The organism is Micromonospora sp. NPDC093277, assembly GCF_044765245.1.
In the GTDB taxonomy this organism is placed as follows: domain Bacteria; phylum Actinomycetota; class Actinomycetes; order Mycobacteriales; family Micromonosporaceae; genus Micromonospora.
The window spans coordinates 13,288-25,945 of record NZ_JBIWJO010000022.1 but is presented as its reverse complement, the minus strand read 5'-3'; the positions used below and the strand labels follow the sequence as shown (position 1 = coordinate 25,945).

The 12,658-nt window shown below is 68.6% G+C and carries 10 protein-coding genes; 2 read left to right on the top strand and 8 right to left on the bottom strand.

All coding sequences use genetic code 11. The annotated features are described in order from the left end of the window. Positions 1-357 precede the first annotated feature (357 nt). Positions 358-1,527, bottom strand: a complete 1,170-nt coding sequence (locus ACIRG9_RS30310; protein WP_402863516.1) for a radical SAM protein — start codon at positions 1,525-1,527, stop codon at positions 358-360. Between the two features lie 759 nt (positions 1,528-2,286). On the opposite strand from ACIRG9_RS30310, the gene ACIRG9_RS30305 reads away from it, so the two are divergent. Next, the gene (locus tag ACIRG9_RS30305; protein ID WP_402863513.1) at positions 2,287-3,096 is read left to right on the top strand and encodes a dTMP kinase; all 810 of its coding nucleotides are present in this window, start codon (positions 2,287-2,289) and stop codon (positions 3,094-3,096) included. Positions 3,097-3,420: 324 nt separating this feature from the next. Beyond that, positions 3,421-6,402 carry a glycine--tRNA ligase gene (locus tag ACIRG9_RS30300; RefSeq protein ID WP_402863510.1) on the top strand — a complete coding sequence of 994 codons (2,982 nt, stop codon included), beginning with the start codon at positions 3,421-3,423 and terminating at the stop codon, positions 6,400-6,402. 63 nt (positions 6,403-6,465) lie between these two features. On the opposite strand, the gene ACIRG9_RS30295 is transcribed toward ACIRG9_RS30300, so the two are convergent. From ACIRG9_RS30295 to ACIRG9_RS30265, 7 genes are read right to left on the bottom strand one after another with little or no spacing between them, the layout of a single operon-like run. After that, the gene (locus ACIRG9_RS30295; RefSeq protein WP_402863507.1) at positions 6,466-6,621 is read right to left on the bottom strand and encodes a hypothetical protein; all 156 of its coding nucleotides are present in this window, start codon (positions 6,619-6,621) and stop codon (positions 6,466-6,468) included. Beyond that, positions 6,618-7,592: a hypothetical protein gene (locus ACIRG9_RS30290; RefSeq protein WP_402863504.1), complete on the bottom strand. Its 975-nt coding sequence runs from the start codon at positions 7,590-7,592 to the stop codon at positions 6,618-6,620. Before ACIRG9_RS30290 ends, ACIRG9_RS30295 begins: the two co-directional genes overlap by 4 nt. Further along, positions 7,582-8,841, bottom strand: coding sequence for an MFS transporter (locus ACIRG9_RS30285; RefSeq protein ID WP_402863501.1), 1,260 nt, complete (start codon positions 8,839-8,841; stop codon positions 7,582-7,584). The genes ACIRG9_RS30290 and ACIRG9_RS30285 overlap by 11 nt, the downstream gene beginning before the upstream one ends. Further along, positions 8,838-9,089 carry a GNAT family N-acetyltransferase gene (locus tag ACIRG9_RS30280; RefSeq protein WP_402863499.1) on the bottom strand — a complete coding sequence of 84 codons (252 nt, stop codon included), beginning with the start codon at positions 9,087-9,089 and terminating at the stop codon, positions 8,838-8,840. The genes ACIRG9_RS30285 and ACIRG9_RS30280 overlap by 4 nt, the downstream gene beginning before the upstream one ends. A gap of 3 nt (positions 9,090-9,092) precedes the next feature. Continuing rightward, positions 9,093-10,271, bottom strand: coding sequence for a cytochrome P450 (locus tag ACIRG9_RS30275; RefSeq protein WP_402863496.1), 1,179 nt, complete (start codon positions 10,269-10,271; stop codon positions 9,093-9,095). Then, positions 10,268-11,359, bottom strand: a complete 1,092-nt coding sequence (locus ACIRG9_RS30270) for a branched-chain amino acid aminotransferase (RefSeq protein WP_402863493.1) — start codon at positions 11,357-11,359, stop codon at positions 10,268-10,270. The genes ACIRG9_RS30275 and ACIRG9_RS30270 overlap by 4 nt, the downstream gene beginning before the upstream one ends. A 2-nt stretch (positions 11,360-11,361) precedes the next feature. After that, positions 11,362-12,615, bottom strand: a complete 1,254-nt coding sequence (locus tag ACIRG9_RS30265; protein WP_402863490.1) for an acetyl-CoA carboxylase biotin carboxylase subunit family protein — start codon at positions 12,613-12,615, stop codon at positions 11,362-11,364. Positions 12,616-12,658 lie beyond the last annotated feature (43 nt).

The window sequence follows — 12,658 nt, the reverse complement described above, 5'->3', positions numbered from 1 at the left end:
TACCGAACTCGCTGACACCTGCAATCCTCCCCGTAAAATACCTGTCTCTCAACCGGGCAAGGCGTATGAGTCGAGTCGCACTCATGGTCACCTTCCATCGACCCGGGTCAGTCGACAGCTCCGCCGTGTCCGCGTAAGCCGTGTCCTCTCCGAGCCCGCGCAAGAGACCCGGTGGCCCAGGAACAAGACTCGATCATTCCGTTCGCGCCTCAATCTCCCGGATCAAGTCGGATGACACCTGCACACGTCACGCCTCGCTCATTGCAATCCTGAAAGCGTCGGCAAGCGCTCCAAGTGGTAAGGGCGAAACCAGTTGACCGTCACCGATCTGTGCACGTTGGGAAACATGCCGAACTTTCAAGATGCGTCGCGCAGTTGGCGGAACAGGCGGAGGTGGGCTTCGTGATCCAGAGAGTTGCGTCCGACGCCCTCGTAGAAGGAGCGGCAGAAGGAAAACTCGTCGTAGATGGATTCCAAAGCCTCGCCCATCGCCAGAACTTCATCGACCTTGGGTTCGGGGTGACCCGCCAAGGGCGTTTCCGGGTCGGCATGCAAGACGTTGATCACAGGTATTGCGCCTCGCTCGGCGGCTTGTCTCATGCCTGCGTACAAGCTGTCCAGAGGCTCGAGGCCGCCGACGAAGATGCTGAAGACGTGGCCGGGCCCGAGGACGCTTACTGCCTTGTCGAGGCCTCGGTTCAGGTGGGCTTGGCCGCCCAATTCCTCTTTGCCGGGGCAATACTTCGCGAAGAGTTCGGGATCGTGGACCTCGGTATTCATCGCGATGTCCACATTCAGGCCCTCGAGGCGCTCGACGAGGTCCAGCTTGTATGGAGGATAGACGATCAGATGCAACTCGACGTTGCGGCCGGATGCGTCCACTGCCAGACGCGCCGCTTCGACAAGGTCGACATAGTGGCTGAAGCTCTTGTCGACGTCACGGAAGTTGCCGCCGTTGAGCATGACCTGCACGACGGGGCAACTATGGTCAGACAAGGCAACGTCGAGCGCCTCGCGAACCTGTTGAGCGGACATCGCGTATGCAAATTCGTCCTGGCGGCTGCGATTGGGCCCCACGCTGCAATAGTGACATGCTGCTTTCATGTCGACCAAAGCGCAGTTGCCGTAGGCGAAAAGCCCCAAGGAGCCACCGCCGTAGAGGGTGATGAGACTGTTGACGGCTTCACCGCTTGCGGTCGTCTGCTCGTAGAAGGCCGGGGCGCGCGGAAAGTCGATCACATGTTCGCGGCCGCTTCTTTTGTCTATTACCAGGTATTTGCCGTCTCGGAAGTCCATGCTCCAAGGGCTGGTTATCTTGGCGGTGGCGGAGACAACCACCTTTCCAGGAGCAAGGATGATCTCCTGCGGCAGTCCTGTCTGCAAGAAGGACAAATCATCGGCGTTCCCGTATGCTCTTCTCTTGAAGAGGTACGGTGGGCCATATGTGCGAATGAACTCAGCCGTCGGAGCGACGCCGTGTTGCAATAGCTCTGCTTTGAGTCTCACTAACTCGGCGACGTCAAGCATTTGTGTGTTATCCACAAGTGACACACGAGCCTCCGAACCATGTCGTCTCGGCGCGCGGAGCCACCGATTGGCCAGCATCCAGACAGACGTTCGTCTACTCACGGGGCCTGAACGTCCGACGTGGTTCAAGCGAGTCAACCACAGGCATGTTGTGGAGGCAAGGGGCGTCCGTCCACTCTCCTCAGTCGTCAAGTCCGTGCTTGGTGGTCGTTGTCGGACATGACCTGCGTCGATATAGGCTATGCCTTGGCCTCGCTTCGGGCTGGATTTCGTTCGTAGCGTCGCGTGAAGCAGCCCCAGCTAGCTGGGTAGCCGCCGATCGATGGCAGGGATGGTTGACCTCATCTGTGCCACCTGGTCAGGATATTGACGGGGGATGTGGTGCCTTTGGGGCTGCTCATCGTCGCTCGGCGGGCCAGAGTCTCGGATTCCGAGATCAACGCGCCTCCGCAGGGTGGATCTTGCGCCTCCGTAACTGGATAGGCGCTGTCGTTGATCTTCCAGCGCGGTTGGCGGTACATGCGCTCGAATGAACTGGTCGAAGCCGTTGTCGGACGGACTGGCCAAACCGGGGCCTGATACACCAGCGGGAGACATGTTCCAGGTTTCTATGCGGGCTTTCCGGCGCGGAAGAAGCCGGAGTGCCGAGTCGCGAGGCCACCGATTGGCGCCAACCGCGCCCCTGGCGCCTCACCAGCTCGGCTGATCCTGCGGCACATAGGATCCGAAGTAGATTGCTGTCGGCCGGAGGGGATGACTGTGCCAGGACGTTTCATCGCATTGGAAGGGCCCGACGGCGTTGGTAAGACGACGCTGGCGAAGCGGTTGGGCACCGTCGACTATGCGGGTGCTGTCGCCATGCTGCCATCCAGGTCCACTGCTGGCTCTGACGAGCCAGCTCCGCTCGTTTTCGTCAGCCGTCGTCAAATCTCGGCGACGTCGGCGTACTCCGCCGATCTGATGCGGCAGCTGGCTGACGTCCTGTGGCACAGCGGCGAAGCGACCGACCTGCCCGACGCGTTCTGGGTGGCGGTCCAGGCCGCTTGGGCGACCGCCCACGGCACAACGGTTCTCGGTCCGCTTCTCGAGGCCGGCTACGACGTCATAACGGACGGCTGGGTTTACAAGTTCTTCTCGAAGCTTCTCGTGCAGGGCTACACGCTCGACCAGCTTGAGGTCATTTTCGGCCGGGTACGCATGCCTGACGCGGTCATCCTGCTGGCAGCCGATCCTGGTGCTCTCTACGACCGGAGGCAAGCCGAGTTCCGTCCCTCCGAGCTCGGCATGCACGCGGGTTACCAGGCGCTCGGGCGCGACACGTTCGTCACCTACCAGCGCCAGGGTCTCGTCCGCCTGCAAAACCTCGCCAATGCGCTTGGCTGGCACACCGTCAACCTCGACCCGGCTGTCAGCGTCGACGACACCCGCGACCTACTCACACCTGTCGTCAACGCTGCTCGCACCGTTGCTCGGGCCACCGCCACGGCCCCGTCATCCGAGCCGACGGCACCCAGCGCCGGTCCCGATGGCGTCACCTTGCCCCTGGCCGGTGAGCCCTGCTCGACCTGACCCACCTACGTAACGGCGACACCCCTGACCCGGCTGGCGTGCGGATTCGAGATCGGCGTGACCACCGACTGGCGCGAATGCCCCCACGTTGTCGCGTCGCCCGGCGCACCGGCGAAATATGAACCGTGCTGTCCGGGCCGCGTCGATCAGACGGAGCGCGACGTTACCGAAATCCGTACGAAGCTGGCAGCGGCGCTTCATCGGCCATCAATGCCCTACGGTTGACCCGGTGTCGGGCACGGACGTCCGTAGGATCTGGACCGGGCGAACGTGTCCCCCGCTGGATTAGCTCGGGGGCTGTTGTCATTCGGACGGAGTACATCGATGTTGACCATGCAAGACGCGCTCGCGCGGCTCTCTGAGTACTGGGCGGGGCAGGGCTGCCTGAGCGTCCAGCCGATGAACACGGAGGTCGGAGCCGGCACCTGGAACGCGGCCACCTTCCTGCGTTCTCTCGGTCCCGAGCCGTGGCGGGTGGCGTACGTGGAACCATCGGTACGGCCCGATGACTCCCGCTACGGTGACAACCCGAACCGCCTCCAGACCCACACCCAGTTCCAGGTCGTGCTCAAGCCCGAGCCGGGCAACGCCCAGCAGCTCTACCTGGACAGCCTCGCCGCGCTCGGCATCGACGTCGTCGCCCACGACGTCCGTTTCGTCGAGGACAACTGGACCTCGCCGGCGCTCGGCATGTGGGGCCTGGGCTGGGAGGTCTGGCTGGACGGCCTGGAGATCACCCAGTTCACCTACTTCCAGCAGGCCGGTGGCATCAACATCGAGCAGTCCGCGGTGGAGATCACCTACGGTGTCGAGCGGATCATCATGGCCCTGCAAGGGGTGACCACCTTCAAGGACATTGAGTACGCCCCCGGCGTCAGGTATGGCGAGATGATCGGCCAGGCCGAGTACGAGATGTCGCGGTACTACCTGGACGACGCCGACATCGAGACCAACCGCTCGCTGTTCGAGCTGTACACGGCCGAGGCCGGCCGGATGCTCGACGTCGGACTGCCCGTGCCCGCCCACGGCTACCTGCTCAAGAGCTCGCACGCGTTCAACGTGCTGGACGCGCGCGGCGCGGTGGCCACCGCCGACCGGGCGGCCGCGTTCGGTCGGATGCGCCGGCTCTCCCGGCGCATCGCCGACCTGTGGATCAGCCGCCGCGAGGAGCTCGGCTACCCCCTCGGCATCGCCCCGGCGGTTACCGCCGCCGTCCCGGTCGCGACGGAGCAGACCGAGACGTCCGCGGCCCGCCGGTTCGTGCTGGAGGTCGGCTGCGAGGAACTGCCTCCCGCCGAGGCGCCCGCTGCGGCCGCCGCCCTGGGTCGCGAGGTGGAGACCCGACTCGATGCCACCCGGCTCGCCCACGGCGCGACGCGGGTGTACGCGACGCCCCGCCGGCTCGTCGTCGTGGTCGACGACGTCGCCGCCCGGGAGGAGGATTTCACTCGTTCGATGAAGGGGCCCAAGCTGGCCGCCGCGTACGACAAGAACGGTGAGCCGACCGGTGCGGCGAAGGGCTTCGCCCGTTCTCAGGGCCGTGAGGTCGCCGAGCTGGACCGGATGGATCTCGACGGCGTCACCTACGTGGCGGTCACCCGCCAGGAGCAGGGCCGCTCCGCCCTTGACGTGTTGGCCGAGGTCACCGGCCGTGCGGTCGGCACCCTGCGGTCCGCCAAGAACATGCGATGGAACGACCCCGCCCTGGCCTTCAGCCGCCCGATCCGCTGGCTGTTCGCGCTCTGGGGCCCCGACGTGGTGCCGATGACCGCGTCCGGTCTCGCCTCAGACCGGCAGACCCGCCTGCTCCGGACGAGCGAACAGCCGGTCGTGTCTGTCGCCACCGCCGAGCAGTACCTGGACGTGGTGGCCGCCGCCGGCATCGTGGTGGATCCGGCCGAGCGCCGGCGGCTCATCGGCGAGCAGTGCGCCGAGCTGGCCGCCGCCGTCGGCGGCACCGTCGACCTGGCCGCCGAGTCGCGGCTGCTGGACCAGATCACCTACCTCGTCGAGCAGCCGACGCCACTGCTGGGGGCGTTCTCCGAGCGCTACCTGGAACTGCCCGAGGCGGTGCTCACCACGGTGATGCGCAAACACCAGCGCTACCTGCCGGTCCGGGACGCCAGCGGCGGCCTGCTGCCTTCGTTCGTCGCGGTGGCCAATGGCCCGATCGACGTCGATCTGGTCCGCGCCGGCAACGAGGCGGTACTGCGTGCCCGGTACGAGGACGCGGCGTTCTTCTACCGTGCGGACCGCGGTATGCCGCTGCCCGCACTGCGTGACCGTCTGGAGAACCTCACCTTCACCGAGGAACTCGGCTCGATGGCGGACCGGGCGTCCCGGGTCGGCGCGCTGGGCATGCGGCTGGCCGGCCTGGTCACCATGACCGACGACGAGCGCAAGACACTGGAACGCGCGGTCGGCCTGGTGAAGTTCGACCAGGGCTCGCAGCTCGTCACCGAGCTGACCAGCCTGGCCGGCATCATGGCGGAGGAGTACGCCCGGCACGGCGGCGAATCGGAAGAGGTCGCCGTCGCAATCGCCGAGGCGGAGATGCCGCGGGCCTCGGGCGACGCGCTGCCCGCGTCACTTCCCGGCGCTCTGCTCTCCGTGGCCGACCGGCTCGACCTGATAGTCGGCCTGGCTGCCACCGCGGGACTGCCCACCGGGTCCAGCGACCCGTTCGCGGTCCGGCGTGCCGTGCTCGGCGCGCTCGCCGTGCTGCGTTCCCAGTCCGCGCTGGCCGCCCTGGACCTCCGCGCGGTCCTCGCCCTGGCGGCCGAGCAGCAACCGGTACCGGTCGCGCTGGAGAAGCTCGACGAGGTGCTCGAATTCATCAGCCAGCGTTACGAACAGAGCCTCACCGAGGCGGGCACCCCGACCCACCTGGCCCGCGCCGTTGCCGTACGGGCCGGGCGCCCATGGCTGGCCGACCTCACCCTGAAGCAGCTCGCGGCGGCCGTGACCGACGAGGACTTCCAGTCCCTGGCGACAGCCATCGGCCGGTGCAGCCGCATCGTTCCGGCCGGTCACCCCGCCGGATACCAGCCCGGTGATCTCGTTGAGCCGGTCGAGCTCGACCTGCACCAGGCCGTGACCCAGGTCCGCTCCGAGCTGGACCCGGAGGCCGACCTGGACACATTTCGGCGCGTCGCCGGCCGCTTGGTCGTCCCGGTCAACGCCTTCTTCGACGAGGTGTTCGTGATGGCCGACGCGCCGCAGCTCCGGGCGGCCCGGCTCGGTCTGCTCGCCTCCGTCCGCGACCTGGGCGAGGGCGTCCTGGACTGGTCTCAGCTGCGCGGCTGAGGCGGTGGCGTGCGGGATTCCGGCCCGGTGCCGGGGTCCCGCCGACAGCGGTGACCACCGGCTTCAGGTCCGGCCGGCTCGGTCCGGCCGGCCCGTGATGGTCAGCTCGTCGGTGCGGACCTCGCCGGCCGCGCCGAGCGGCACGGAAAACTCGGCGAGCTGCTCCCGCTGGGCCGGATCCTGCTCACCCGGATCCGGCCAGCGTCGAGGGTCGGTCACCACCCGCCCCACAACAGGCGGCCGGGATTGACGCGGATCACCTCGTCGAGGGCCACCCCGGCCGCTTCCGCGCTGGCGCGCAGCCGGGCACACGTCGCGGCCACCTCGACGCCGAGCACCCGCCCGTCGTCCCACGGCTGCCGGTGCCAGGGAGTATCCAGGGAGAACACCACGCGTCCTGGGTGCTGTCGCAGCAGTCGAATCAGCAGCTCGTCGGGAGGCTCCGGGACGTCACCGACCGTCCGCTGGCGGATCACCTCCCAGGGCGAGACCTCCAGGTAGGCGCTGGGATACTCGGCGACCCGGGAGACGGCCGCGTTGAGGAAGGCGGCGTGCGCGATGCTGACCCGCACACCCAGCCGGTCGGCCTCGGGCAGCAGGTCACGCAGGATCTCGTCGAGGTCACCGAGCCGACCGGCGGGCGAGCAGTGCACGATCAGCGGCACCTCGAGTTCGGCCGCCAGGTCGAGGTAGCCGCCGCGGACGTATTCGACGACCGGGGTGCCGGCCGCTGGCGGATGCCACTTCAACGCCGAGACGGCCGGCAGCCAGAGGGCGTACCGCTCGGTGAACAGCTTCGCCGGTCGCGCTGGGTCGGCCAGCAGCGCGACCAGCGGCGACACGTCCGCCCGCCGCCACCCGGCACACGCGGCGATCAGCGCGTCGTTACGGGCGTCCGATTCGGCGACCGCGGTGGCCGGATCGGTACGCGTGCAGGCCGGCTTGAACGTGCGGTAGAACGGCATGGGCAACGTGAGCACCGCCGTCCGGGCGTCGCCTACCTCGAGAGCTTGACGCGCGCCGTCGAGCACGCCGGCGAGCTCGGTCAGATCTTGCCGGTACAGGTGGCGGCCCGGGTTGTCCTGGTACAGAAGCTCTGAGCCGACGTGCTCGTGGACGCTCACCAAGCCCGCCCCGCGCGCCGACGTGCGATGGGCGGCGAGCGCCTCGAGCACCTGCTCAGACGACATGCACGTGCTCCTGTCCAACGGAGGTGGCCGGGACGATCGACGCGCGGACCAGCGCCGCGACGATGACCACGCCGACGACCAGAATGGTGCCGATCAGCAAGGCGGGCTGCCCGGCGCCCAGCGTCAGCCCGGCGTAGGCGGGTCCGGCGATGAAGCCGATCGACGTGGCGATCGAGTACGCGCCGTTGTACCGGCCCCGGCGCCCGTCGGTGGCGAACCGGTTGACCAGGGTCGGCAGCGCGGTGGCGAAGCACACCTCACCGACGGCGAAGACGGTCATGGCGCCGCCCGCGTAGGCCAGCGCCCACCCGCGGCTGTCCATGGTGGCCGCCAAGGCGAGAAACAGCCACGAACCCGACCACAACACCGCGGCGGCCGTCGCCACCTGCCGCGGGGTCCTGGCCTGTAGCAGGTCGCCGAGAAGCAGCTGAGTGATGACGACGACGATCGTGTTCAGCACGAACAGCGTAGCCAGACTGCCGCTGCCCAGCGGCGTCGACGTGATGACGAAGGCGGGGAAGCCCGACTCCAGCTGCCCGTACCCGATGAAGTACAGCAGCACGACCAAGGCCAGCAGGATGACGAACGGGCGTTGCCGCAGCACGGTCCGATAGCTCGTCGGAGACGGTGTGCCGGCCGGATCGGGAGTCCGGGCCCGGGTCTGCCGGCGCAGCCGGGCGGCGAGGACGGCCATGCAGGCCGCGGCCAGCAGGTACGAGACGGCGTCGCACAGGTACAGGATCCGGAACGACCAGATCTGCTCCACGTGGCCGACGAAACCGCCGAGCACGCCTCCGATAGCGATGCCGGCGTTCACCACGGCGGCGTTGAACCCGAACACGGACTGGTGCTGATGCTCGGGGGTGACGTCGGCCAGCACGGCCATGAAGGCGGCGTTACCCCCCACGCCCATCCCGACCACGAAGGCCGCGACGACCGCTCCGGTCGTGTTCTGCACGAACGCGTACGAGGCCACGCCGATCGCCGCCATGGTCAGATTGGTGGCGGACGCGGTGGCCGCCCCGAACCGGTCGGCGGCGAGGCCGGCCACCAGGCCACCCAGGATCGCGGCCACCGAGGTGACGCTCAGCAGGGACGCGGCGGCCCGGGTCGACAGACCCACCGCGTCGTGCAGGTAGACCACGAGAAAGGGCAGGACGAGTCCGTTGCCGATCGAGGAGACCGCGTTGATGCCCAACAGGAAGCGGCTGGCCGGCGGCAGGCTGCGCAGCTGACGGACGGCTTTCACCGGTCCTCACCGACCAGGGCCGCGTGTACCGCGATGTCGTACCGCACACCGTGCCGGACCAGCCGGCCGCGCATGACGCCCTCGTGGTCACGCAGGTGCGGCACCGGCACGGTCGTGTAACGCTGGACGTCAGGAGCCTGGCACGCCTCGTACACGGCCGTGGCGTCGGTGTCCCGCCACGGCCGCAGGCGGACCTTCTCACCCGTCAGGGTCGGCTGCTCCTCGGCCCAACGCAGGTCACGTGACACGGCTTACCTTTCTCCCGTGGTCACGGCGGCCGACGCGGCCGGCCGCACGGTGGCCTTCTCGATGGCGGACCCCCCGAATGCGTGGCGGATCCGGTACTGCCCGTCCGGGATCCACCGGTCGGCGTGGCGCCGGCGGAACACGGCGACGAGCGCGCGCAACTGCTGTCGGGCCAGGACCGCGCCGAGGCAGAAATGCGGGCCGCGGCTGAACGCGAGATTGGGGCGTCCGTTGCGGCCCGGCCGGAACTCGTCGGGCTGGGCGAAGACGGACGGGTCCCGGTTGGCGCCGGCCAGGACCAGGACCACCCGATCGCCCTGGCGTACGTCGCAGCCGCCGTAGGAGAATGCCTCCCGGGCGCACCGCGGGGCGAAGTGGAACGGGGTGTGGAACCGCAGGGCCTCCTCCACCCAGGCGTCGTCGTCCTGCGGGAGGTACATCGCGTTACGCCCGTCCAGCAGCTCGGCCACGACCCCCGCGGCCACCGTGCCGACGGGCTCGATGCCGCCGGTGAGCAGCTGGACCCAGATCGCGACGACGTCGCCGCCGTCGAGCGTGCCGTCGGCGAGCCGATCCGCCAGGATCGGTGCGATCGGTCCGTTGCCGCGCGGCAGGACCACGTCGACGACGTACCGGTGCAGGGCTTCGACCGTAGCGAGGGCGCGTTCCGCGACTGCCAGATCGAGGGAGCCCATGGTCAGATAGGCGATCAGGTCATCGGAGTGGCGGGTCATCGCCGGCCACTCGTCGGCCGTGATGCCCAGCAGCTCGCCGGTGCAGCCGACGGCGAACGGCCGGGCGAGATCCGCCACCAGGTCGCCGTGCTGAGACATGCCGCCGAGCAGGCTCTCGGCACGGTCGGTGAACGACTCGCTCATCGCCATCACCGCGGCCGGGCGGAACAGCGGCGCGACGGCGGCGTGCAGGCGGCTCTGGTACGGCGGGTCGGCGAAGATCATCCACCGTCCGATGTGCCGCTCCACGCCCGTGAAGACCCGGCGGGGCACCGGCGGCAGGCCGGCCAGAAGTGCCTCCTTGTTGCGTCCGCCGAGCCGCTCGTCGAGCAGCAGCCGGGAGACGTCCCGGTAACCGGTGGCGTACCACGCCGCGGTGGCTTCGTGCCACACCAGCGGGCCCTGCTCACGCATTTGCGCGTACCAGGCGTACGGATCCTCGGTCATCATGACATCGACTCGGCGGACAGCGTGACCTCGTGCATCCACCCGAACGGATCGGCCCGCCGGCCGAACTGGATGTCCAACAGGTCGTCGCGCAGCGCACCGGTCAGGGCGCCGGAGCGGCCGTCGCCGATCCGGTGCCGCTCGCCCCCGGTGACCACGGCGCTGATCGGCACGACCGTGGCGGCGGTGCCGCAGGCGAACGCCTCCTTGACGGCCGGATCGCCGATCAGCTCGGCCAGGGTGATCGGACGTTCGGCGACCGGCACGCCGCGGCTCCGCGCCAGGCCCAGCATGCTGGCCCGCACGTTGCCCGGCAGGATCGTGCCGGAGAGCGGGGGAGTGACCAGCTCGGGTTCCCCGCCCTTGGTGGCCCGGACGCAGAAGAAGTTCATCGCCCCCAGCTCCTCGACGTAGCGCCGTTCCTTCGCGTCGAGCCAGAGCACCTCGTGGCAACCGTTCTCGACCGCCATCCGCTTCGCCCGCAGGCTGCCTGCGTAGTTTCCGGCGCACTTGGCCGCACCGGTCCCGCCCGGCGCCGCCCGGATCTGGCTGTCGGCGCACCACACGTCGATGGTGTCCGCGCCACCGGCGAAGAAGTGGTCCACCGGCGAGGCGATGACCATGAAGAGGTACTCGTTGCTGGGCCGGACACCGAGGTTGGACTCGGTGGCGATGACGGTCGGGCGCAGGTAGAGGCTCTGCCACTCGCCGCGCGGGACCTGATCGGCGTCCACCCGGACCAGTTCCGTGCAGGCCTCGAGAAACATGTCGATCGGCACGGCGGGCATGGCGAGGCGTTCGGCGCTCAGGTTCAGCCGCTCGGCGTTGTCCCGCGGCCGGAACAGCTTCACGCTGCCGTCGGGCTGCCCGTACGCCTTCAGACCCTCGAAGATCGCCTGTCCGTAGTGCAGCACCATCGCAGCTGGGGACAGAACCAGCGGCGCGTGGTCGGTCACCTGCAACGGCGTCCACCGCCCGGCACGCCAGGTGGACGTGATCATGTGCCGGGTGAAGTAAGCGCCGAAGCCGAGAGTGGCGGTGTCGGTCACGGTGTTCCCTGCTTTCGTTGTCCCGTCTCCGGCGGACCGCATGGTCAGTCGGACGTCACCGCTTCCATCCGGTAGCTGGGCAGCAGCAGCTCCTCCAGTTCGGCCGCGCGTTGCCGGAACTGCTCAGGGCTGTCGGCCCCGATCACCAGCAGCAGGCACCAGACGGAGGGGTGCACGGATTCGACATGGAAACCGACGCCCCGGGCCCGGGTCACTTCCAGGACGTAAGGGAACGCGGCGATCTCCTCGTCCGAGGGCTCCTGCCGGATCACTCCGGCCTCGCCCGGGGCCAGGTTGATCCAGCCGATGTACGGATACTCCGGCTCGTGCAGCCGCAACGGTGCGCTGCCACCGTTCAGCGCCGACTCGATCCACATTTCACGGAGGTCCATCCCGTACGGCCGGAAGCTCTCCGGGATCGCGCCCCCGGCGTAGCGGGTGGCGATCTCCGAGAACCAGAGTTGGCCCTCGGCGTCCTCGAAGAGCTCCAGGTGGGTGATGCCGCTGTGGATCTCGAGGGCCGCGTTGACCTCGGCCTGCATGGCTTCGACCCGCGCGTACAACTCGGCGTGGCCAGCGCGGGGCAGAATGATCGAACCGTTCTCCCTGCCGGGGTGGGTGACCAGCATCCGGGGCTTGAGGTAGCGGCTGATGGCGAGCATCTGGACCCGGCCGCCGGCCCACACCGCGTCGACGTGGTACTCCTCGCCGCGCACCGGCTCCTCGGCCATCAGGAACTGCACGACGCCGTTCGTCGCGACGCCCTGAAGCAGCTCGGTGAGTTCGGCGCTGCTCGCCACCGACCTGGTGTCCACCGAGCCGAGCCCGGCGACCGGCTTGACGATGACCGGGAAGCCCAACTCGGCGTCGACCCGCTTGACCGACCCGGCCACGTCCGTCGTGGTCAGTGAGACGAACCGGGCGCAGCGGACGCCCCGGCCGCTCACCTTGGCCTTCATCGCCCGCTTGTCCCGCACCAGCACGGACGTCTCGACCGACGGCTCGTCGACGCCGAGCAGCTGGGCGAGGTAGGCGGCCCCGAACTGGCTGAACTCGGAGAGGCTGAGCACCTTGTCGATGGGGGCACCGTACAGACGCAGCTCGACGGCGAGCTGTGCAAGCTCGTCCAGGGCGTCGAAGCTGCGGATGACGTACACCCGTTCGACCCGGGCCAGCAGGGCGGGATCGAAGGACCGGTTGGCCGCCTCCCACTCGTCGTAGACCAGGGTGACGCGGGCACCTCGGTCGAGCACCGCTTCCAGGGGAAGCCGGTCCCACCGGCACACCAGAACGTTCATCGGATCTCCTTCACTCAGGTAGGTGCACGGAGGGAAGATCGCG